Raw genomic sequence first — 23,229 nt, 5'->3', positions numbered from 1 at the left:
TAGTAAGATAATGGCTAGGATAGCCTTTTTAGTTTGCCTGAAATTTGTCAAAGTTATTCCAATCAGCATAATGAAAGTAAAAGAAAAGACAAACTGGAGGTTTAGACCAGTTTGTCTTCAATCTGAGCTTTAATCCATTGCCTTCAATTCAAGGACCATGTCACGAATCTGGGCTGCCAGTTCAAAATCCAGCACCTCTGCTGCTTCTTGCATTTGCTGTTGCAGTTGCTTAATAGCGGTCTCACGCTCACTCTTATTCATAGCAGAATAATCGATAGTTTCTTCAGCTACTTGGCTGTCAGTGCCTTTAGTAATTGCGATGAGATCCCGGATTTCTTTTTTAATTGTCTGTGGAACAATACCATGTTCTCGATTATAAGCCATCTGAATCTCCCGTCTGCGGGCGGTTTCATCAATTGCTTTTTGCATGGATTCTGTCATCTTATCGGCATACATGATGACATGGCCTTGACTGTTTCTGGCTGCGCGGCCAATAGTCTGAATCAGGCCGCGTTCATTTCGTAAAAATCCTTCTTTATCAGCATCAAGGATTGCAACGAGGCTCACTTCAGGCACGTCAATGCCTTCGCGCAGCAGATTGATGCCAATCAGCACATCAAAAACGCCCAAACGCAAATCACGAATAATTTCTGTTCGCTCAAGCGTTTTAATATCGCTGTGCATATATTTGACTTTCACCCCCATCTCTTTGAGATAGTCTGTCAAATCCTCAGCCATCTTCTTAGTGAGAGTCGTAATAAAGGTCCGCTCACCTTTTTCACTACGAAGATTAATTTCACCTAACAAATCATCCATTTGGCCCATGGTTGGGCGTACTTCAACCTCAGGATCCAAGAGACCAGTTGGCCGGATGATCTGCTCAATCACGGTATCTGTTTGCTGTCGTTCATAGTCGCCAGGTGTGGCAGAGACATAAACAATCTGATGGACATGGCTTTCAAATTCTTCGCGGCGTAGTGGCCGATTGTCTAGGGCCGATGGGAGGCGAAAACCATAGTCAATAAGCATCTGCTTACGGGCCTGGTCGCCATTGTACATGCCCTTGATTTGCCCCATGGTCATGTGACTTTCATCAACCATGATTAAGAAATCTTCCGGAAAGAAATCCAAAAGCGTAAATGGCGGCTCTCCGGCCGACCGACCATCCATATGGCGAGAATAGTTTTCCACGCCATTGGTATAGCCCATTTCCCGCAGCATTTCAATGTCATACTCGGTTCTTTGTTTCAATCGCTGAGCTTCAAGCAATTTTCCTTCGGACTCAAAAAGGGCCAATTGTTGTTCCAACTCCGCCTGGATTTTCGAAATAGAGTGTTCCATCTGTTCATCGTTGGTCACAAAGTGGGTAGCCGGAAATAGGACCAAGTGGTCAACATCACCTAGCACCTTTCCCGTTAGACTTTCAATTTCCCGAATGCGGTCAATCTCATCACCGAAAAATTCAACGCGAAAAGCATGCTCATCGCGTGAAGCTGGGAAAACTTCCACCACGTCACCGCGCACACGAAAACGCCCCCGCTGAAAGTCAATATCATTACGTTCAAACTGAATATCGACTAGTTGGTTTAATAACTGATCACGAGAGAGTTCTTGGCCTGGCCGCAAACTTACAGCTGAGTCGGCATATTCTTTTGGTGAACCCAAACCATAGATACAAGAAACTGAAGCAACAACAATCACATCATTGCGCTCAAGCAAAGAGGAGGTAGCTGAATGGCGTAGTTTATCAATCTCATCATTCACCGAGCTATCTTTTTCAATATAGGTATCAGAAGAGGGAACATAGGCTTCTGGCTGATAGTAATCATAATAAGAAACAAAGTACTCAACGGCATTATCTGGAAAAAATTCCTTGAATTCACCGTATAATTGCCCCGCCAAAGTCTTGTTATGTGCAATGACCAGTGTTGGCTTATTAACCTGACTAATCACTTGACTCATGGTATAGGTTTTACCAGTACCAGTTGCACCAAGTAAAATTTGCGCTTTTTCGCCGCCTTCGATATTATCAACGAGTTGTTCAATTGCTTGCGGCTGATCCCCTGAAGGAGCATATTGGGAAACCAAGTGAAAGCGATTTGTAGTTTTTCGATCAATCATAATCTGTCCTCTTTCTTAACATGTCCTATTTTAACATAGTTTTTCAGAAATGCCTTGATTTGCCTTTGGCAAAATGATGTTATAAAACCTAACATGAAACTACCACTTGACTTGCCTTGACACCTATTTTTTGGTATAATGAGTCATATTTTATGAAGGAGAACACCATGAAAAAGTTTTTTAAGGCAGGTTTTCTGTCACTAGTATCCATTCTTTTTCTTGTCCCGGGACTTGCCAAAGCTGAAACTATCTCTGTTGTTTCAGATACAGCTTATGCTCCCTTTGAGTTTAAGGATGCTGATCAAATCTATAAAGGCATTGATGTTGATATTATAAATGAAGTAGCTAAACGCCAACATTGGGACTTAAAAATGTCCTTTCCCGGCTTTGATGCGGCTGTTAACGCTGTCCAATCTGGACAAGCCCATGCTTTAATGGCAGGCACAACAATTACTAAGGAACGCGAAAAGGTGTTTACTTTTTCAGATCCTTATTATGATACTAAGATTGTCATTGCCACTCAAAAAGCAAAACCAATCAAAAAGTACAATGCTTTAAAAGGAAAAACAGTTGGTGTCAAAAATGGTACTGCTGCACAAAGTTTTCTTGATGACCATAAAAAAACCTACGGTTACCATGTTAAAACCTTTGACACGGGTGACCTCATGTATAACAGTCTTTCTTCTGGCTCAATCGACGCCGTCATGGATGACCAACCCGTCATCCAATATGCCATTAAGCAAAATCAAAATCTGGCTATCAATATGCCCGGTGAAGCAATTGGTAGCTTTGGGTTTGCCGTCAAAAAAGGAAAAGGCCATGATGAGTTAGTCAAGCAGTTTAACACTTCTCTTAGAGAAATGAAAGCAGATGGCACTTATCAAGATATTATGACAAAATGGCTCGGCGCTTCTAGTGCCACAAAAAGCCTCTCAAGCACCGGTGATGCCTCTAAAAAGGCCAGCCCACAAAAAGCAACTTATAAAATTGTGTCCGATTCATCCTTTGCCCCCTTTGAATTTCAAAATGGTCAAGGCAAATATGTCGGCATTGATATGGAGCTTTTAAAAGCCATTGCTAAGCAACAAGGCTTCAAACTTGATATTTCAAATCCAGGTTTTGACGCGGCGCTTAATGCTGTCCAATCAGGCCAAGCTGATGGTGCCATCGCCGGAATGTCTGTGACAGAACAGCGTCAAGCTATTTTTGATTTTTCAGACTCCTACTATACTTCAAAAATTCGCCTAGGTACAAAAGCAGGCAGCTCTATCACCTCTTACAAAGACCTCCGTCACAAAACAGTCGGAGCTAAAAAAGGCACTGCTTCTTATGACTTTTTGGAAAAGAATAAAGCGACTTATGACTATAAATTAAAGGCTTTTGATGAAGCATCATCAATGTATGACAGCCTAAATTCTGGCTCGATTGTCGCCCTAATGGATGATGAGGCTATCCTCAAATACGCCATTAAGCAAGGCCGCAAATTCGAAACCCCTCTCAAGGGAGAAGCTTCAGGTGAATATGGCTTTGCTGTTAAAAAAGGGAGCCATCCTGAACTGATCGAAATGTTTAATAATGGCTTAGCACAACTGAAAAAATCTGGTGAATATGACGCCATCATTCATAAATACTTAGCAAGTGAAGACAAGACCGATGCCCATGCCAAAAACGCTGATGAGTCAACCATCTTTGGTTTGCTTTCCAACAACTATAGACAACTCCTTCAAGGTTTGGGAACAACCCTTAGCCTAACCTTAATTTCATTTGCCATTGCCATGCTGATTGGGATTTTATTTGGTATGATGGCAGTGTCTCCAAGTAAAGGGCTTCGCTTAACCTCCACGATTTTTGTTGATCTTGTCCGCGGCATTCCCCTAATGATTGTGGCAGCCTTTATCTTTTGGGGCTTACCTAATCTGATTGAAACCCTAACAGGTCACCAATCACCGATTAATGATTTTGTTGCTTCAACCATTGCTCTTTCCCTAAATGGAGGAGCCTACATCGCTGAGATAGTTCGTGGTGGTATTGACGCTATCTCTAAAGGGCAAATGGAAGCAAGCCGTAGCCTTGGTATCCCCTACCACAAAACCATGCAAAAGGTCATCCTACCACAGGCAGTCAAGGTCATGCTGCCAAACTTCATCAATCAGTTTGTCATTTCCCTAAAAGACACAACGATTGTCTCTGCAATTGGCTTGGTTGAACTTTTCCAAACAGGAAAGATTATTATTGCCCGTAACTATCAATCTTTCCGGATGTACGCAATTTTAGCAATTATCTATTTAATTATGATTACGCTCTTAACACGCTTAGCAAAACGCTTAGAAAAGAGGCTTAACTAATGGCAGAATTAAAAATTGATGTTCAAGACCTTCATAAATCCTATGGCCATAATGAAGTACTCAAAGGAATCAACGCCAAATTCTATGAAGGAGATGTGGTTTGTATCATTGGCCCATCAGGCTCTGGTAAATCAACCTTCCTTCGAACACTCAACTTATTAGAAACCATTACTAGTGGTAAAGTTGTCGTGGATGGTTATGAGTTATCAGACCCTCACACCAATATTGATAAGGCGCGTGAGAATATTGGCATGGTTTTCCAACACTTCAATCTCTTTCCCCATATGACTGTTCTGGAAAATATCATGTTTGCTCCAACCGAACTGGGCAAGGAAACACCAGAAGTGGCCCGTAAACATGGCTTAAGTTTACTGGAAAAGGTTGGACTAAGTGAAAAGGCAGATGCCTACCCTGCCAGTCTTTCAGGTGGTCAAAAACAACGGGTGGCGATTGCCCGCAGTCTAGCAATGAATCCTGACATTATGCTATTTGACGAGCCAACTTCAGCTCTTGACCCCGAAATGGTTGGTGATGTCTTAAACGTCATGCGTGACCTCGCCAAGCAAGGCATGACCATGCTGATTGTCACGCACGAAATGGGCTTTGCAAGACAAGTAGCCAACCGGGTTATCTTTACGGATGGCGGTCAATTCTTAGAAGATGGTAGCCCTGAAGAGGTTTTTGATGCCCCAAAACACCCGCGTTTGATTGAATTTCTCGACAAAGTGTTAAATGTATAATCAACCAAAAGACGCAGCTAAGCCTAAAGGCTTTCGTTGCGTCTTTTTGTGGTCCCGTAATGCTTAAAAACAGCGAGGGCAAACAAAAAAAGATTGAGGCAAGGCACCTTTTGGGTACCCAACCTCAATCTCAGCGAAGTGACCTAGGTCGACTTCTGTTCTTTGGCTAAACGCTCGCGCTCCAAGCGTAATTTACGATTGGGATTAAGCGTATTGAATAATTCTTCTAGCTTTTCAGCATTCCAAACATCGGCTGCTGAGACAAAATGACCATTTTCATCTCGAAACGATATTGGTTTATCTCCCATAAACACCTCCACTTAAAGAAATGATGAGCTAAGCTGGCTTTGCCATAGAACCATTGCTAGGCAGCCAATTAATCCACAAACTCAAATTCAAATTTACCAATCCGCACAAGATCGCCGTCCTTAGCACCGCGCTCGCGCAGAGCATCGTCAACACCCATTCCGCGCAATTGGCGGGCGAATTTCATGATGGACTCATCACGCTCCATATTGGTCATGACAAAAAGTTTCTCCAGCTTCTCACCAGATAAGACCCAAGAAGCATCATCAGCGCGACTAATAACAAAGGGACGCTCCTGTGCCTCATAACCGTAATAAACTTCTTCGGTTTCCATGTCACTTTCATCATAAAGGAGAAACTCAGGCGCCTTTTCAAGAAGCTCTGCGGTAGCATTCATGAGATTATCCAAACCTTGTTTGGCCAAAGTTGACACTGGAAAAATCAGCGGCAGCTCCGCAAATTCATCATAATTGGCAGCCAGCTTTTGTTTAAACTTCTCCAAGTTCTCCTGTGCTTGAGGCATGTCCATCTTATTAGCTACAATAATCTGTGGGCGTTCCAGAAGCCGCAAATTATAGGTCTCAAGCTCCTTATTAATAGCAAGGTAGTCCTCGTACGGATCACGACCTTCACTAGCAGACATATCAATCACATGAAGGATAACACGAGTACGCTCAATATGCCGTAAAAATTGGGTGCCAAGTCCAATGCCTTGGCTAGCGCCTTTGATGAGACCAGGTAAATCAGCCATTGCAAAGCTATCACCCGTTTTAGTTCTAATCATGCCAATATTAGGCACAATAGTGGTGAAATGATAGGCTCCAATTTTAGGTTTTGCTGCCGAAACCACGCTCAACAGGGTGGATTTGCCAACAGAAGGAAAGCCAACAAGTCCCACATCCGCGAGAATCTTTAATTCTAATGCTAGTTCACGCTCTTCACCAGGTTCACCATTTTCAGCGATTTCTGGAGCAGGATTGCGAGGGGTGGCAAAACGAATATTACCACGCCCACCACGGCCACCATGTGCCACAACAAACTCTTGGCCGTTTTCCACCAAGTCGGTGATGACTTTGCCACTTGTAGCATCCTTAACCGTTGTTCCTGGTGGCACAGGCACAATTAAGTCTTGCGAGCCACGACCATGCATGCCTTTGGTCATGCCTTTTTCACCAGCTTTGGCCTTAAATTTGCGATTATAACGAAAATCCATCAAGGTGCGAAGACCCTCATCAACTCTAAAGATAACAGAGCCACCTTTGCCGCCATCACCTCCCCAAGGGCCACCGTTTGGGACATATTTTTCCCGGCGAAAGGCAACCATTCCATCGCCACCACGGCCTGCCTGAACGCTAATTTTAGCCGTGTCTAAAAACATACTCATACTTACTTATCTCTTACTTTCATTAATTCTAATATTCTAAAAAAACGCCTGACAGCGTTTTTTTACACTAATACTGCAAGTGCTCCTGCAATCAGTCCACCAACAGTTACTAAAACCATTAAGACAACCACAAACAATGTCATTTTTTCAAATGTTGTTTTTTTGCGTGGTCCATTGTCACCAAATGCCACTTTATCTTACCTCTTCATTGATTTTTTCTCTACTTATCTTAACACGAAATAACAGAATACGCAAATGCCAATCTCCCTTTAGAAGGCCTCCAGATCAACTTGTACTTTTAAGCCATTTATGCTACATTTAGGAACGACAAAATGAAATGATGGAGATAGACTATGGTGCTTGCTGACTTTGGTCGCTACCTAGCGAAATATGCTGACCTCTTAATTAAAAAAGGGGTCAATGTACAAAAAGGACATACCTTATTGATTACTATTGCTGTTGACCAATTTCCTTTGGCACGTCTCTTAACTAAAAAAGCCTATGAAGCGGGAGCGGCTGAGGTTGTTGTTGATTACATCGATGACATTATAACCAAAGAAAAACTCTTACATGCTGACTTTGATCGCTTGGTTCAGATACCAGATTACGTGGTTGAACGCTCCCGTTATTACCTAGGGAAAAAAGCTAGCCGTCTAGTGGTGCGCTCAAGTGACCCCAATGCCTTTGCAGGTGTGGATGCTAAACGACTTGCCGCAGCAACCAAAGCCAATACAGTGGCTCTAGCTGAACAGCGGACAGCCACCCAAGCTAATCAGGTCAGCTGGAATCTCGCGGCAGCAGCAAGCCCTGACTGGGCGGCTATGGTCTTTCCCGAGTTAACAAGTCAAGAAGAACAAGTTGATGCTCTTTGGGATGCCATTTTCAAAATGAACCGCATCTACGAGGCCGATCCCATTAAAGCTTGGGAAGAACACCAGGCCAAGCTGTCTAAAAAAGCTGAGCTGCTCAATAGCTATCAATTCGACCAGTTGCACTACAAGGCCAAAGGGACCGACCTGAGGCTGGGCATGCCAGCAAATCATATCTGGGAAGGGCCAGAAAGTCTTAATGCTCAGGGCGAAGCCTTTATCGCCAATATGCCAACAGAAGAGGTCTTTTCAGCACCAGATTATCGACGTGCTGATGGCTATGTGACTTCAACCAAACCCTTATCCTATGCTGGTGTAGTCATTGAAGATATGACCTTCACCTTTAAAGATGGCCAAATCGTTGATGTGACAGCTAAAAAAGGGCAAGAAACCATTAAACGCTTAATCTCAGAAAATGAAGGAGCACAATCCCTTGGTGAGGTAGCCCTTGTACCGCATAAAACTCCTATCTCACTATCTGGCTTAACCTTCTTTAATACACTTTTTGATGAAAATGCCTCTAACCATCTTGCTATTGGCGCAGCCTATGGCTTTAGTATTAAAGGAGGCACTGAAATGAGTCAAGACCAATTAAAAGCTGCTGGGCTTAATCGCTCTACAGCTCATGTGGACTTTATGATTGGATCTGAACATATGGACATTGATGGTATTACCAAAGATGGCCGAGTTATTCCGATTTTCCGTGCTGGCGAATGGGCCCTATAAGAAACGCTTATCAGTAAATCCCGCTTGAGGCAAAAAACGCTTTGTTTCAAGCTTTTTTGCTGTTTAAGCAGAGCAACTAGCCAAGCAGAGCTCAAGCAATATAAAATCCTGCCCTTCCTATCGTAACGACATGGTGCATGCCTTTAGCACTCTTAGTTAGCTGGTATGGTATGAACTGTAAATACATGCCTAAATTAAATCATCCCTACGGCTATCCTGTGATTATTTTTGGGAGCGATCACTATTTTTGCATCTGCAATAGCCTTTTTCACTATAAAAAATGATTGCAACAAGTGCCTTTGATGAGACTAGCTCTTTTTCACAAGCTAAGGTATTCATAACAGAGGAACTCTCTTTTTTACAGCGTATTTTTCAGTTGGGCTAATTCATGAGGGGTTAACCGACGGTATTCCCCTAAAGCCAAAGCAGGGTCCAACTTTAATGGCCCCATTTGGGTGCGTTGTAAATCCAGGACTTCCTTACCACAAGCTTGCACCATTCGCTTAACTTGGTGAAATTTACCTTCTTGAATGACAATCTCTACACTTGATTGTTGCTTAGCCTGATCAGTTGCTAAAATGCTCAGTCGAGCAGGCAAGCAATGATGATCCTTGAGCCTTATCCCAGAGCCAAAGTGTTCTTGGTCTGCTTGGGTCATGATGCCAGAAACCAAGGCACGATAAACCTTAGCAACATGTTTTTTAGGTGACAAGAGTTGGTGCGCCAGCTGGCCATCATTTGTAAGCAGCAAAAGCCCATGGGTATCCTTATCCAAACGCCCCACCGGAAAGACCTGCCGGTGCCTAGCTTGCTGATCAAGCAACTCTAAAACAGTCTTGTGCACCTTATCTTCGGTTGCAGAGACAACTCCTTTTGGCTTATTAAGCAAGTAATATAAAAAGCTTTCATAACGGTACACCTGCCCTTGGTAGCTAATCTCGGTTTTTTCTGGATCCAGTTGAAACTTGGCTGATTTTTCTGTGCGACCATTCACCGCAATCTCGCCTCGCTTCAAGAGAAGTTTGACCTGACTTCGGGTACCTAAGCCTAGATCTGTTAAACATTTGTCTAATCGCATAGCTAGTTGTTGACTCTTTCTCTTTCCTGTTTGATACTTTTATTAGTATACCATACGTGACGGCCAGGAGATGACTGTAAGCGTTTAATATATTATAATGATAGTAACACATTAAGGGGGAAACACCATGGCTATCTTTTCAAAAACCTTTGATACTCACTCAGAACACGCTGCTAACGCTGTAAAGTCTGGTGACCTAAACGTTTTAGCTACGCCAGCACTGGCAGCCTTTATGGAAAACACAGCCTTTGAATTTGCCAGTCAGCAATTGGATGAAGCACATACAACGGTTGGGAGCGAATTAGGACTACAACATTTAGCAGCATCTGCTATTGGCGAAACAGTCACCATTGTCATCATCGCCCTCAAAGAAGAAGGCCATAAATATGATTTTCGTTTGGAGGCCTATGTCCATGACCGATTAGTTGCCAAAGCCTGCCATACACGTGTCAGGGTCAACCGGCAGCGGTTTATGCAGCGCCTCAACTCAAACGATTAAAAACGACACCGTAACTGACTCATGCAAAAGTCCCCAAAGAAAGCGACTGCTTTAAGCAAAAAACGTTAGGCTTTTTTGTCCCGGCCTAACGTCTGTAACAGTTGCTCCTAAGGGGCTTTTATTGTATTATAGCTGATTGCTTACAAGCCAGTCAGCTGTCAGCTATGCCTGCAAGAAAAAGGCGATAAGCGTTAATGACTGGCGCAAACTGCTTGAGGCTGGAGATGAAATGCCTAAAGACAGCTTGGCGTCAGTTATTTATTGTTTGTTTTTGAAAAGCCCTGCTAGCTTATGCTGATGAGCAAGCCCTCAGTACTAGGAATGCAGCACAGCTCCTTCTTGTCCTAAAGAGGCATAGGTGCTGGGCTTTAAGTTCTTGATGGTTAGCATAGCCATAAAACTAATCACATACAGCGTTGCTAAAAAAACCATGACAGTCGCAACACCCGAAACATCAAGAATTTGCCCAATAATGACTGAGGAAAAGCCACCAAGGGCCCGGCCTACATTTAAGATGAGATTATTGGCTGTTGCGCGAATATGATGTGGATAGAGTCGGGTGATCATTGCGCCATAACCTGCGAACATGCCATTCACAAAGAAACCCACAATAGCTCCGCCAATCACCATACTGATAAGGGAATTAGCATACTGAAAGAGATAAACACTGACAGCAGAGGTCAAGAGAAACAGACTGTAAACCAAGCGAGGACCAAACTGATCTAAGATTTGCCCAAAGGTGAGCATCCCCAAGCACATGCCCAGGATGGTCGCTACCATCCACCAGGAAGAATTTTTGACTGAAATGTTCAGACTAGTTTGGATAATCGTTGGTAACCAATTCATCATTCCAAAATACCCAGCAATCTGGACTGTTGTCATCACCATTAAAGCCAAAGTTTGCGCGGTTAAAGTAGGGGTTTTAAACAGCTGACTCATTTTGATCGGTTGGTCCTGCTCCTGAGTCATAGCTCCACGGTCCCAGATAGCATTGTCATCAATAGCCAGCCACATCCAAAGAACCAGTAGGATGGGCAAAAGTCCAAAAAGAAAGAGGCCGCGCCAGCCAAGTGCCGGCGCAATAAAGCCAGCTAAGAGTGCTGAACTGATCGAACCAATTTGGCCTGCGATGCCATTTAGTGATGAGATACGGCCCATCTTATGGGGTGGAACGATGCCTGCCATAATCGCGATGGCTACGCCATATTCACCACCAACTCCTACTCCTGCCAAGAACCGCAAAAGATAGAGTGATTGGATCGATGTGCTAAAGAAAATCAAGCCCGTTGCCAAGGAAAAGACAAGGATGGTCCATTTGAATACTTTAAATTTTTGGTAGCGATCGGCTAATAAGCCAAAAAACAGACCGCCAGCCAACATGCCTAGATTAGTAATTGTTGCAATCCAGCCAGCTTGGGCTCCTGTTATGCCCAATTCAGCAATGATTGACGACATCGAAAAAGCCAGGAACATGACATTGAGGTCATCTGTGCCTGAGGCAACAATGGCTGCTGCCAAGGCTCGCTGATTGTTTCTGTCTAAAGACAAGTTTAGCATATGCTTTTCTCCTTTAATAGTAGCTCTCTGACTACCTTAATTAATTGAATACGCTTTAGCAAAGACCAAAAAAAGACCCACGAAAAAAGTTTTTTCCATGAGTCACTCCAGTTACAACTAATCAGAGTACAGCAAAAAGCAGTCCTCTTTTTTGGGCTTTCACGTCTCACGGAACATGTTTAAAGCAGTATTTAATTGTTTTTAGTATAGTTTATTTTCTGTGAATTGTCAAGCGAATTAGACAATTACACCACACCATCCGCAGAGAAGTTTCTCGCTGCATGTTTTTGTGGCCTTCGCCTGCTTAAACTGCCTAATAGCTTATGAAAACTACTCAATGTTTCAGTTATTCTTGACCTGTCCAGTTGCCACCTCCACCCCTAAGCTTGGTTTTGGCTACTTACTGGTGTTTTATGGACAATTGCTTGCGCTTGTTGAAGAAAAGACGGTAGGCCAGATAGGTAGCGATAAAGGAGGCGATTGATGTGGTCGCAAGCAACATAAAGGTAACTACCATTTGGTACTTCACTGCCTGAATGGGCGATGTCCCAGCAAGAATTAGCCCGGTCATCATACCTGGCAAAGAAACAATCCCTAACGTTTTTGCTGAATCAATAGTAGGCACCATCCCAGTCTTAATGACATCACGAATAATATCAATAGAAGCTGGCAAAATATCTGCTCCTAAGGCTAACTTGGTTTCCACTTCTTCTTGTCTGCTTTTAAAGTCTGCTAATAATTGCTTATAGCACAAGCCAATCGCAACCATGGAATTACTGATAATCATCCCCCCAACAGGAATCATTTGGTTGGGCACAAACCTAAGGATGCCTGAAAAAATGAGCATTGAAAGGGTAATGACCGTACCTAGTGTGATAGCCACAAAGGAAATCTGAAAACCATGTGCCACCCCTTTACCACGCTTAGCAGCATTGTAGGAAGCATTAATAATCATAAAGAGCAATAATAAGGTCGTAAAAATCGGATTTTCATAGCCAAATACATAATTCAAGACAAAGCCGACTAAGAGCAATTGGACGACTGCTCGCACCGCACCGACAAGGATTTCTTTTTCCAAACGTAGCTTTTGCCAGTATGAGAAAAAGAGGGTAATCAAAACCAGCGATGAAGCCATAAGAAGTGACGTTACTGAAATTGAATTTGCGCCGCTCATTTAAGTACCTCCATAGATGCCACTTGGCCTTCTTTAATCGTTAACAACTTATTAGCAAACTTATGGCTTTGCTCCTCATCATGGGTTATCCAAAGAATGGTTAAGCCCTTATCATGCAAAGACTGAATGACCTCTTCCACAATGCCCTTATTGGCGGCATCAAGCGCAGAGGTCACCTCATCTAAAAGCAAAACCTTGGGTTCAAACAAGAGCTGTCTAATCAGAGCGATCCGCTGCTTCTCACCACCAGAGAGCTTTGTCACCTCTTGCTTCAAATAGGAAGTATCCATTTGTAAGAGCTTAAAGAGCTCAGCAACACGGGTCTGATTAACTTCTTGATGGCGAATAGTAAAAGGAAAGGCAATGTTATCTTCTACTGTGTCACCAAATAGATTTGGTGCTTGAAAGCAGTAAGAAATAGTCTTTCGAGTAGCAATCGGGTCTTGTGCTTCCAAGGACTGCTCTTTAAAAAGCACCTGACCACTGGTTGGGCTAATCAGGCCACTGGCCAATTTCAAAAGGGTACTTTTCCCACTTCCTGAAGGGCCAACAATCGAAACAAAATCCCCCTGATCTACTGTAAAGGAAATATCCTTTAGGATTTGTTTATCGTCGGCGTCAAATTGGACTTGTTTAAATTCTAAAAAAGACATATTGACTCCTTACCTAGAGATAGCAAATTGCTTATTTATAATCATTCTCAATAATAGTTTAACACCATTTAACCAAATTGTCAGGTTTGACGCCTTATAAATAGCCAAAAAAGCCAGAAAATTTCCAGCTTCCTTGCTTAATTGCTAAAAAACGAAACACTAGCTTTGCTGAGTCACTCCAGTCTCTTCTTGCCGCTTACCTGTTACAAACATGGTAAAACTAGCCTTACTTAAGGTTTTTTGGGCCTGATTAGTAATCGTTACCTCCACAACCTTAGTCGTACGGCCATTGTGAAGACAAATCCCGTGAATATGCAGACAATCACCAAGCTTACCAGGTCGTAAATAATGTATATTGGCCTGTTGTGTCACAGCATCATAGCCCGTTGACACACTAGCCAAACCTGCAATCTGATCACTCAAGGCAAATAAATAGCCGCCATGCGCGGTATGATGGTAATTCAAAGCACTGGCTGTTACCTTAGTCTTAACCATGACATCACCGGGTGTAACCGCTTCAATCTCATAGTTATCAAAAGCAATAATTTCTGAAAAAGTAAAGGTCTTTTTCATCTCTCTCCTCCATTTCTGGCTCAAAAAAGCCCAAAAGTTATTATACTACAAAGCCCCTGTTTTTTCTTAAATCGCTCACGCCAGGCACCAAAAAAGGCGTCCAAAAACGCCTCCTATCTTCTAAACGAGCCTGACATGGGCCAAGCCTTTACAGACTTAAGCCTAGCTCAAGCATAAGCCTAGCTAACAGCATTAGCTAGACCACAAGAACCACCATCATCAATCCATAGGCAGCTTCTTAAGGAACCGCTTTTGCAGCTTATCTGAACGATACCCCAACCGCTGGTAAAAATGATGGGCTTGCTTGCGCTGTGAACCAGAATTAAGCCGAACAAAGGCCAAGCCTTTTTGGCTTGCTAGGTGCTCAATCTTAGCCATTAAGGCGCGACCAATTCCCAGATGGTGATGGGTCGGTAAAACGGCTAAACCAAGGATATTGACACCACTCTCAGTATAAAAAGTCTCATAGCGCTGCGCATGGACAAAGCCAAGCACTTGCTCTGTCCCGTCACATCCTTTTGTCGCAACAAAAATCATATGATTATCCCTATCTTGCAATAATTTCAACAGTTGCTGCTCGACCAATTCAAGGCTGGCTGGGTAGCCAAGCGCCTGTTCACAGATGCGTTGCAACTGAGGAGCATCTGCAACTTGAGCTAAACGAATCATATCACTACCTCACTACTATGTAACACCTGCTCTAAACCAGGACTAGTCTTCAATAACAACAATCTTTTTTTGCAACTCACGAACAAAAAGCCAAAAGCTAGCCAAGGTGAACAAGAGTGTGGCAAGCGGTGTGAAAACAAGAAAGAAGCTGTTCTTATCCATCTCGCTATCCACGATAACTGTCGTATGCCAAAAGAGCAAAGAGAGCAAGAAGGTCAGACTGCCAACAACAAGAGCCTTGTAAAAAGCTCGTTTTGTCTGTTTTTTCTTGGCAGACAAAAGCTCTGCTTGGCTGACTTCTAGCCGGTCTAAGTGCAAGCTTTTAATTAAACGTTCCTGTTTAAACTGTGCATAAACAAAAACTAAGACCAGCAGTAAATCAATGTATTGGCCATAACCAAAGAGCTCACAGACCAGGCGCAGGAAAATCACCACAGAAAATAGCAGGTACATATTATGACCAAAGGTCATTAATTCTCTCTGCGTCAGCTCATCAAGATCAGCTGAAATGTCATAAAATAAGGTTAACAGTGTCAGATACCAATTACGCTCTTGCATATTACTCCTCCCAAAATAGTCTATTTAAATCTGTCTGTAAGGCCTTTGCAAGCCGTAAACATAAGTCCAATGACGGGTTGTATTTAGCATTTTCAATCATATTAATCGTCTGCCGTGATACTGCAATCATCCTAGCTAACTGTAGTTGTGACAAGCCTAGAGCTTGACGATATTCTCTTACACGATTCATTTTCATCTTTCCTGTCAAATATAATTGACATATCCAGTATAACGCTTTAGGCTAAGCCTGTCAATTATAAGCGACATCTGATTGCACGCTAAAAATAAGCAGCTTTATTTTTCAAGTAATCGCTTTCTTTTGTTATAATCAAGGTGACAACTGATGTTGATGTTAAATACCTTGTTAAGACGTCACAAAGGAGGTAAATAATGACATCATATGATCCAAGAACCAAAAATGGGCTCGGCGATCCCTTAGCTTCAGAAAATCCCCGCACTGGCAAATATCCAGGCATGACCACTGCTGCTGGCCGACCCGTCGAAGATAACCAAGATACCATGACTGCTGGAAAGCGTGGTCCCGCCATGTTACAAGATGTCTGGTTACAGGAAAAACTAGCTCAGTTTAATCGCGAAGTCATCCCAGAACGTCGGATGCACGCCAAAGGTTCAGGCGCCTTTGGGACCTTTACCGTAACCCATGACATTAGTCACTATAGCAAAGCAAGCATTTTCTCAGAGCTTGGTAAGCAGACTGAACTGTTTGCCCGCTTTTCCACTGTCGCTGGCGAACGAGGCGCCGCTGATACAGAACGTGATATTCGTGGCTTTGCCCTTAAATTCTATACCGAAGAAGGCAACTGGGATATGGTTGGTAATAATACTCCAGTTTTCTTCTTTAGAGATGGCAAGCATTTCATTGATCTTAATCATGCCATCAAGCGTGACCCAAGGACTAACATGCGCTCACCAAATACCAACTGGGACTTTTGGACCTCACTACCTGAGGCGCTCCACCAGGTAACAATTACCATGTCTGATCGTGGCATCCCTTCTTCTTTTCGTTATATGCACGGCTTTTCTTCCCACGCTTATTCCCTCATTAATGCTCAAAATGAGCGCGTCTGGGTGAAATTCCACTTTCGTTCTCAACAAGGAATTCAAAATTTCACCGATCAAGAAGCAGAACTAGTCGTGGCCAAAGACCGCGAAGCAGCACAGCGCGATCTCTATACGGCCATTGAAAAGGGCCTATATCCAAAATGGAAAATGTACATTCAGGTTATGACCGAAGAAGAAGCACGCGCCCTACCTTATAACCCCTTTGATCTAACCAAAATTTGGTACAAAAAAGCTTTTCCTTTGATCGAAGTTGGGGAGTTTGAGCTCAACCGTAATCCAGAAAACTACTTTGCCGATGTTGAGCAGGCCGCCTTTTCTCCAGCTAATATCGTTCCTGGCATTGGCTTTTCACCTGATCGCATGCTCCAGGCACGTTTAATGGCCTATGCTGACGCTCAACGTTACCGCTTAGGCGTCAATCATCATCAGATTCCCGTCAATTACCCACGAGGTGTTAAGCACTACCACTCCTTCCATCGTGATGGTCAAATGCGAGTTGATGGCAACTTGGGCTCAGAAAACCACTATCAGCCCAATTCTTATGAAAACTGGCTTGATCACCCTGAGCTAAAAGAACCCCCACAAGAAGGCGGTGATGTTTTTGCCTATGATTTTCGCGAAGATGACCATGATTACTTCACTCAACCTGGCCAACTCTTTCGGGCTATGACCCCTGAACAGCAATTAGTCCTATGTGAAAATACGGCACGTAACATGGGTGATGCCAGTCTGCAAATTAAATACCGTCACATTAACCATTGTTACCAAGCTGATCCAGCCTATGGCCAAGGACTAGCTAAGGCCCTTGGCATCAAACTTGAGGATGTTGATTTAACACCAATGGAACACAAATCACGCAAAGAGCACGACCAAGACAATGCTCGTTACCAACACTTGCAAAAACCAAGTCAACCAGCCAACCCCGAATCTGCCAAGGACTTACCAATCCAAGGGCGTGATACCAATGTGGCAAACCCTAAAGACCTCAGCTCTTGGGAAAACGACCCCTATCTCTTATAAAGCCTGATCTGATAAGCAGATAAGCTTCAGCCAGAGCAAGACAAAACAAACCAGGATACCAGCTTCGTCTTCAAAAACGAAACTGGTATCCTGGTTTTAGATAGTAGACATCACATATCTGTAAATGGCTATCAACTCAAGCTTTCATTACATGATAGCCTTGCTGCCATTTACGTTTGTTGATCAAGCAAAAACGGCACTAGCAATTGATTAAAGAGCTCAGGCTTAGCCTTTGCAAAAGTATGCCTAGCTGCAGGTACTTCAATAAACTGGCAGTTAGGCAAACTAGTCGCTAATCGTTGACTATGGCTTTTTTTAATCATGTCCTTTTGACCGACGATTAAGAGACAGGGCCGATTCAATGCTTGCAAGTCTTTCTTATCCAGAGGCAGATTAGCCAGCAAGAGCCGACTAATGAGGTAACGCTGGTAGTGGCTTTCAGAAAGCCAGCGTTGGCAAAAGGCTAGACCAACCTTAAGATAAGCATGGTATTGATTGCTAAAACGGGTACCATAAAAGCGGGTGTTTGGTGCATTCAGGACTAGTTTTTTGATGCGTTTGGGATAGCGGTGCGCAAAAAGCAAGGCAATATTGGCACCATCAGAAAAGCCTAAGATAGACAGCTCTGCGATTCCTAAAAAATCTAAAAGCTCCCGCATATCTTCGACCATCATGGCAAAGGTCAGGGCATGCTTGTGGTTGCCACTGGCACCGCGGGCGCGACAATCCACCAAAATCAGCCGAAAGTGCTGGGCTAGGGCGGCTATTTGCCCACGAAAATAATGATGGCTCCCTCCATTACCATGCAGCATCAAAAGCGGGTGACCCTGACCAAGCTGCTGATAATATAGCGGCGTCCCATCAGACAAGATAAAAAACTCCCCGTCTTCAAATCGCTCTTTCATGGTGATCATCCTCCCTGAGCATAAGCCTTTACTCACCTTATTATACCACTAACAGGCCCAGAAATCCCAACCTCTAATACTTTAGCAGGTCACGTACGGTCTTATTTTTTTAAGTGCTCGAGCCAGCGATCAATCATGGCTTGATGATCCCCCTTCAAGGTAAAGTAAGAGCCACGAATCGTTCCTGCTAGCTTTGATTTTTGGCGGGCAAACTTAAATGTCTCCACTAATTCAGCCGGAATAGCCATCCCATCGGACAGCTTCAAACCAACTGCCCGCTTTTTAGGATTGTCTAATTCATACAGAACATTGATGGCTAAGCCATCTTCATAAAATACATGCGTCCATAGAATCCGCCCTCCACTAACTGCTGGGCAATTTCCAAAGGTCTAGCCGCAAAAACCAAATCCCGCTCCTCTTTTAGAAGCCTAGCAATATCTGCCATCACCTCAGGCTGCTCACTCACTGGGCCAGTCTCAAAGGGCAGCTTAAATTTATTCCAAAAATAGCGTGCCTCATTGGCGCGTAGGCCCGCTAAAGCCTAAGCCACCGGCGAGCTCTCTATACCTTGGGTCGAAACCTGCTTAAAATCAATTCTCATCTCAGTTCTCCATAAATTTCAAAATCTTTAATAGACCCATTATACACTAAAACACCACCGATACTCCGCATGATGCCTGACTTTTTAGCTAATCCCAGCGCCCATTCGCAAAAAGGGTGCCTTTTTGAAGGGAAATCGCTGCGCTGTGATAGCCAGCTTGAGGAGACAGCCTGCTATAGCCCTGCACCATTTTGTTTCCCAAGTGCCAGCAAAAAAATTAGCAAGGTCAGGAGACAGCAAAAATCGGCCTGCACCGTTTTGAACCAGACCTCAATATCTGAAACTGCAGGTGGCTGTTTCGTATGCCTGAGCAGCAAAGCTTGCAATGACAGGGGCCCGGCTGGCAGCTGAGGCAAGCAAAAAAAGCTTATCAACCATGGTGGTAGACATGGTTAACAAGCTTTTTAGCTTAGACTAGCTTAGGAAAAGAATGGATTATTTGGATCAATATTATTTAGATTAATATCAACAGGGCCACCGGCTAAGTCTTCAAAAGTTGGATAATGACCTTCTTCCTTAGTATCGCCTGCTGGCTCAGTCACTTGAGGCACTTCGGGTTTAAGAGGAGAGTCCGCTGGTGCCGCTGGGCTTTGCGCTGCAGGTGCTTTTGAAGGAGAGGTTTCAGCTGCCTTAGGCTTATCTGCTTCTTTGGCTTCATCGGCTTTTGCTGCCTTGTTAGCTGGTTCAGCCGGAGCAGCTGGTTTAACCGTTTCGCGTTTTTTCGCAGCCGGTTTGTCTACAGTCTTTTTAAAGGTAAATGTATAGGTGGTGTCTTGGTTGACTGGCGCTGAATAATCAATCTTGCTTGAAGCATTTGGATCAAGTCTTGCACCATTTTGACCTTGGGAAGCTGGAGCCAAAATACCAGCTTGCGTCAGGCTCATGCCCTTGCGGACCAGATAAACCAAGGTCTTACCCCGGCCAGCTGAGCTGACTAACTGTCCATCACCATCTACCTTAAAGGCCACAGCCACATAGTGGTCTGGATTATGCCAGTAGTAATTGCGGTGACGACTTGGGTCATGCTTATCTGTTGGATTAGCAGGGTTTTTAGCCTGGTATGGGCCTAAGTATGGAGCAGTTGAGCCAAAAGCTGCTAAGCTATTTGTCACGCTGACCTTGCTATCATCGCCATCATCGCCGATAGATGTTGTCCGCCAATCAATAAATTCATAGCCCGCATTTGGTACTGGTTTTGGTAGCACAAGACCCTTAATTTTTGCTTGACGCCAAGTCAATTCAGGGTTGACAAAGTAGATAAAACCACCCTGTAACTTATCCCCAAGTTGCAGTTTACCATTGGCTAAGGTCGTGTAACGGATCGGCACATAGTTGGACAGATCAATGTCTTTTGTATTGTCATTAGGTCCGTAGACTTCCTTGGTTGGCTTATTCAGTTCTTTTGAAAAGTCAGCATAGTAGCCTTTATTTTCACGCGCCATGATACCAGAGGTTGGTAGGTCCTCACTCCAGCCCTTAAAGATCCGGCCATCATGTGTAATGGTTTGTGGACGTTGGATTTTGAGAGTACTCCAGTCCAGATCCTTACGCACCAGATAATAGACACGCTTGGTCTTTTGGCCATTTACCAGCAAGTCCCCATCATGACTATTGGTGTTAAAGGTTAACAAGACAAAGTTCTTGATGTTTTTGATACCAGCTGGTTTGTATTTGGCATACACGCCATTACGGCTGAGATTTTCGGTGGAATTTGGACTATAAAGTGGCCCATAAACCAATTGGTCTTCCGCTTCAAGGTTAGTAGTTTCTGTTTTGACATCCCGTTCAGGGTCATCTGGTAGATTTGGGTCAATCTTGTAGACATGAGCGTGGTCACCATGACGCACACTCATGTAGTTGCCATCAACGGTAATGTCTTCACGTTTAACTTTGAAGTGCTCCATGTATTCCTTGATGAGGCGTTCCTTACGTTGCTCAAAGCTTTCACCCTTTTCCTGACGCAGAATATGATCTTCTGGCGTCTCAAAAGGCTTATGAATATCAAGATCCTTGAGTAGCACAACGTGCTTATGATCCTCATGCGGATATTCTAAACCAACCTGACCATCGGTCACCACCTTGGTAATCCGTGATGGATCGATATGCAGCTCTTTGGCCAAGTAAGCACGCTTAGCTTGATAGTCTGCTTCGTCAGCATTAGCTGCTGGCTTAACAGCTGGTTTGTTTGGCTTATAGCGATCGACCAGGTGTGACCACTTACTATGTTTTAGCTCTTCAAAGCTAATTGGGTGGTAGTGTTGACCATGCTTGACCAAGATCCCCGTTGACGTTATCCCACTGATGTTTTTGCCATCAAATAAAAAGCCATCACTTGTTTTAAAATCAATTCCTGGTATACCGCCCTTACGATAAAGGGTTGGTGGCGCTGCCGGGATATGACGGTTGCTAGACGCGATCTGCTGCAAGGTTGGTACACCAAGACTAGATTTAAGGATATAGTGATAATGGTCACCATGACGAACAGTATAGCCATTAGCATCTTCAGCGACAATATCTTTAGGATTAAAGACGTAGCCGTCTCCTGTTTGCCCAAATCCAGCATGAGCATTGCTGTGATGAGACTGTGCATAACTAGCTTTTGGTCCTTCTTTATAATCTTTAGGAATTAAGTAGGCCCACTTGGTCCCTTTCAAATCAGAATAAAAGAAGAAATGTTGGTGATCACCATGTTTAACAATGATTCCTAGATCTGTTCTTCCTTCAATCTGCGATTCACTGGTTAATAAAAAACCATCATCAGTTGGTTTATCAATCCCAGCAACTTCTTTACGGGAAGATTTTTTTGTGCTCTTCTTTTGCTTAGTTTTTTTAGCTTTGGAAACTTTTTGGTGCTTTTTAGGCTCCTGTGTATTTTGCTTTTGATTAGGTGACCAACAAGCTGTCAAAGCAAGGTTACAGCTCAAGAGCACTCCAGCCAAGTACAAAAGACGCTTGTGTCGTGACGTTTTGTTCAATTAAAATCTCCTTAATATAATAAGTAATGTCGTTAATTAGGGTCAAAAACTTGGTCTCATTTATTGGTTTGTAACAAAGGTTTTCTAGCAAAAATAGCTGCGCAGGCCCGGCCATTGCTAATTAAAAGGGCACAAGGCAAGGAACTTTTAGATTGTTTGTTATTAATTAAAAATAAGATTAACTAAATGAATGCTAAAAATTAAATATTATTGCTTACAAACCACGTCAATTTCCTAAGGAAATTCTCCCCTTCCTGCCAACCAGCACGCCCAGCAGAAACAGCCAGACCAGGCCCGTAATCATAAGACAATTCTGAAAAATTCAAACTAAATAAGGAAATGACCATAAAATAGCGGCTTAGATGAGCAACTTATCTTATTTTTTAACCATCTCATTCCAATTTCGCCAGAGATTTTTTAGTCTTTTGAAAGCGTTTTTTAATGTCAGCTTTGCCTACTAGTACTTCATTGTCTGAACACTGCCAGACACCTAGAAAGCACATACTAGTAGAACTTTAAGCTGCAAAATCAGCGGAAAAATCAGTGGCCAGCGACAGTGACACACGTGCTTTGTCTAAAAAAGACACTGCCCTTGACTGGTAAACAGGCAGCCCCACACCAGCTAGCAGACGTACCACCTTTTAGCCAAGCACCTCATGGAAGCTCTTGGCCTTTTTGTGCTCTGAGAGCTTGATTCCTAAGAGAGAAAAGCTCCTCGCAGGTTCTTACTGCTTTTAGGTAATAGCTAAGCTCTTTCTAGCTCGGGACTAGCTTAAACGATTTTCTAATAGTTTAATCAGTTTTTGGTTATTTTGCAGTAGCTGATCATGCTGATAATCCTCTAGTACCTGGAGTTGTGCAAAAAAATCAGTGATTTCTGGTTGCAGCTGCTGGTATAATTGTAACCCCTGACTGGTCAAGTGAATGTGCAGGTGGCGCTTATCGGTCTCTAAGCGTACTCTTGTAATGAGCTGCTTTTGTTCGAGCCGCCTAAGCAATGGTGTTAACGTATTGCTCGCCAGATTGAGGCATTCTCCCACTTCGTGTAGTTGCCGGTCATTTTTCTCCCATAATACTAATAAAACCAAATATTGGGTATAGGTCAAATCATAAGGCATTAACACCTGCTTGTAGAGTTGGTGAAACAGTTTATTAATAGTATAAAATGAGAAACAGAGTTGCTGTGAAAGTTTTAAATCTGATGTCATACGCCCCTCCTGGTCTTTATATAGGATATATCATAGCAGAAATGTCTAATCGTTGACAAAAAATCTTAACTATACTAAAATTTGTGTTAAATAAATCGTGCACGACTTATGTACGCATTTAATATTACCATCTCTTGAGTGTTTAAACAACTCTTAAGGGACCACCATTTCAAAAAAAGGAGAAA

At 43.3% G+C, this 23,229-nt stretch carries 21 protein-coding genes and 1 pseudogene; 6 read left to right on the top strand and 16 right to left on the bottom strand.

Features of this window, described 5'->3' with window-relative positions; genetic code table 11:
• Positions 1-129: 129 nt before the first annotated feature.
• Positions 130-2,121, bottom strand: coding sequence for an excinuclease ABC subunit UvrB (gene uvrB, locus GWD08_RS06480; RefSeq protein ID WP_159564865.1), 1,992 nt, complete (start codon positions 2,119-2,121; stop codon positions 130-132).
• A gap of 167 nt (positions 2,122-2,288) precedes the next feature.
• On the opposite strand from uvrB, the gene GWD08_RS06475 reads away from it, so the two are divergent.
• Both GWD08_RS06475 and GWD08_RS06470 read left to right on the top strand, forming a co-directional pair.
• Positions 2,289-4,466, top strand: coding sequence for an ABC transporter substrate-binding protein/permease (locus GWD08_RS06475; protein WP_159564863.1), 2,178 nt, complete (start codon positions 2,289-2,291; stop codon positions 4,464-4,466).
• Complete coding sequence (locus GWD08_RS06470; RefSeq protein WP_159545157.1) at positions 4,466-5,206, top strand: amino acid ABC transporter ATP-binding protein; 741 nt, start codon at positions 4,466-4,468, stop codon at positions 5,204-5,206. The genes GWD08_RS06475 and GWD08_RS06470 overlap by 1 nt, the downstream gene beginning before the upstream one ends.
• A gap of 143 nt (positions 5,207-5,349) precedes the next feature.
• Here GWD08_RS06470 and GWD08_RS06465 read toward each other — a convergent pair whose 3' ends face one another.
• The 3 genes from GWD08_RS06465 to GWD08_RS06455 all read right to left on the bottom strand — a co-directional run bounded on the left by GWD08_RS06465 (position 5,350) and on the right by GWD08_RS06455 (position 7,087).
• Positions 5,350-5,514: a hypothetical protein gene (locus tag GWD08_RS06465; protein WP_159561496.1), complete on the bottom strand. Its 165-nt coding sequence runs from the start codon at positions 5,512-5,514 to the stop codon at positions 5,350-5,352.
• Positions 5,515-5,582: 68 nt separating this feature from the next.
• The gene (obgE, locus tag GWD08_RS06460) at positions 5,583-6,896 is read right to left on the bottom strand and encodes a GTPase ObgE (protein WP_159545153.1); all 1,314 of its coding nucleotides are present in this window, start codon (positions 6,894-6,896) and stop codon (positions 5,583-5,585) included.
• A 62-nt stretch (positions 6,897-6,958) separates the two neighbouring features.
• Entirely contained in the window at positions 6,959-7,087 is a 129-nt protein-coding gene (locus tag GWD08_RS06455) for a DUF4044 domain-containing protein (protein ID WP_159545152.1), read from the bottom strand.
• Between the two features lie 162 nt (positions 7,088-7,249).
• On the opposite strand from GWD08_RS06455, the gene GWD08_RS06450 reads away from it, so the two are divergent.
• Both GWD08_RS06450 and GWD08_RS08795 read left to right on the top strand, forming a co-directional pair.
• Positions 7,250-8,491 carry an aminopeptidase gene (locus tag GWD08_RS06450; RefSeq protein ID WP_159564861.1) on the top strand — a complete coding sequence of 414 codons (1,242 nt, stop codon included), beginning with the start codon at positions 7,250-7,252 and terminating at the stop codon, positions 8,489-8,491.
• 137 nt (positions 8,492-8,628) lie between these two features.
• Positions 8,629-8,775: a CorA family divalent cation transporter gene (locus tag GWD08_RS08795; RefSeq protein ID WP_341871812.1), complete on the top strand. Its 147-nt coding sequence runs from the start codon at positions 8,629-8,631 to the stop codon at positions 8,773-8,775.
• Between the two features lie 74 nt (positions 8,776-8,849).
• On the opposite strand, the gene GWD08_RS06440 is transcribed toward GWD08_RS08795, so the two are convergent.
• Positions 8,850-9,569: a pseudouridine synthase gene (locus tag GWD08_RS06440; RefSeq protein WP_159564859.1), complete on the bottom strand. Its 720-nt coding sequence runs from the start codon at positions 9,567-9,569 to the stop codon at positions 8,850-8,852.
• A gap of 127 nt (positions 9,570-9,696) precedes the next feature.
• Here GWD08_RS06440 and GWD08_RS06435 point away from each other — a divergent pair, with 127 nt between their 5' ends.
• The gene (locus GWD08_RS06435; protein WP_159545146.1) at positions 9,697-10,068 is read left to right on the top strand and encodes a thioesterase family protein; all 372 of its coding nucleotides are present in this window, start codon (positions 9,697-9,699) and stop codon (positions 10,066-10,068) included.
• Between the two features lie 315 nt (positions 10,069-10,383).
• On the opposite strand, the gene GWD08_RS06430 is transcribed toward GWD08_RS06435, so the two are convergent.
• From GWD08_RS06430 to GWD08_RS06400, 7 genes are all read right to left on the bottom strand, one after another.
• Entirely contained in the window at positions 10,384-11,625 is a 1,242-nt protein-coding gene (locus GWD08_RS06430) for an MFS transporter (RefSeq protein WP_159564857.1), read from the bottom strand.
• A gap of 400 nt (positions 11,626-12,025) precedes the next feature.
• On the bottom strand, positions 12,026-12,799 hold the full coding sequence (locus GWD08_RS06425) for an ABC transporter permease (RefSeq protein WP_159564855.1): 774 nt from the start codon (positions 12,797-12,799) through the stop codon (positions 12,026-12,028).
• Positions 12,796-13,452, bottom strand: a complete 657-nt coding sequence (locus GWD08_RS06420) for an ABC transporter ATP-binding protein (RefSeq protein WP_159548755.1) — start codon at positions 13,450-13,452, stop codon at positions 12,796-12,798. Before GWD08_RS06420 ends, GWD08_RS06425 begins: the two co-directional genes overlap by 4 nt.
• A 159-nt stretch (positions 13,453-13,611) precedes the next feature.
• Positions 13,612-14,025 carry a PaaI family thioesterase gene (locus GWD08_RS06415; protein ID WP_159545138.1) on the bottom strand — a complete coding sequence of 138 codons (414 nt, stop codon included), beginning with the start codon at positions 14,023-14,025 and terminating at the stop codon, positions 13,612-13,614.
• A 219-nt stretch (positions 14,026-14,244) separates the two neighbouring features.
• Complete coding sequence (locus tag GWD08_RS06410; RefSeq protein ID WP_159564853.1) at positions 14,245-14,694, bottom strand: GNAT family N-acetyltransferase; 450 nt, start codon at positions 14,692-14,694, stop codon at positions 14,245-14,247.
• A 42-nt stretch (positions 14,695-14,736) separates the two neighbouring features.
• Positions 14,737-15,252 carry a hypothetical protein gene (locus GWD08_RS06405; protein ID WP_159564851.1) on the bottom strand — a complete coding sequence of 172 codons (516 nt, stop codon included), beginning with the start codon at positions 15,250-15,252 and terminating at the stop codon, positions 14,737-14,739.
• Position 15,253: 1 nt separating this feature from the next.
• On the bottom strand, positions 15,254-15,442 hold the full coding sequence (locus GWD08_RS06400) for a helix-turn-helix transcriptional regulator (protein ID WP_159545133.1): 189 nt from the start codon (positions 15,440-15,442) through the stop codon (positions 15,254-15,256).
• Between the two features lie 200 nt (positions 15,443-15,642).
• Between GWD08_RS06400 and GWD08_RS06395 the strand changes: the two genes are divergently transcribed.
• Positions 15,643-17,355: a catalase gene (locus GWD08_RS06395; RefSeq protein ID WP_159564849.1), complete on the top strand. Its 1,713-nt coding sequence runs from the start codon at positions 15,643-15,645 to the stop codon at positions 17,353-17,355.
• 170 nt (positions 17,356-17,525) lie between these two features.
• Here the strand turns inward: GWD08_RS06395 and GWD08_RS06390 are convergent, their stop codons facing one another.
• The 4 genes and pseudogenes from GWD08_RS06390 to GWD08_RS06375 form a co-directional block, all read right to left on the bottom strand.
• Positions 17,526-18,260 (bottom strand): alpha/beta fold hydrolase, encoded by a 735-nt coding sequence (locus GWD08_RS06390; RefSeq protein WP_159564847.1) that lies wholly within the window; start codon positions 18,258-18,260, stop codon positions 17,526-17,528.
• Positions 18,261-18,361: 101 nt separating this feature from the next.
• A pseudogene (locus tag GWD08_RS06385) lies at positions 18,362-18,861 on the bottom strand (phage tail protein).
• Between the two features lie 419 nt (positions 18,862-19,280).
• Positions 19,281-21,836 (bottom strand): pneumococcal-type histidine triad protein, encoded by a 2,556-nt coding sequence (locus GWD08_RS06380; RefSeq protein WP_159564845.1) that lies wholly within the window; start codon positions 21,834-21,836, stop codon positions 19,281-19,283.
• Positions 21,837-22,603: 767 nt separating this feature from the next.
• Entirely contained in the window at positions 22,604-23,044 is a 441-nt protein-coding gene (locus tag GWD08_RS06375; protein ID WP_159545118.1) for a MarR family winged helix-turn-helix transcriptional regulator, read from the bottom strand.
• Positions 23,045-23,229 lie beyond the last annotated feature (185 nt).

Source organism: Streptococcus halichoeri (genome assembly GCF_009870755.1).
GTDB lineage: Bacteria > Bacillota > Bacilli > Lactobacillales > Streptococcaceae > Streptococcus > Streptococcus halichoeri.
This window is presented reverse-complemented; position numbering and strand designations above follow the sequence as displayed.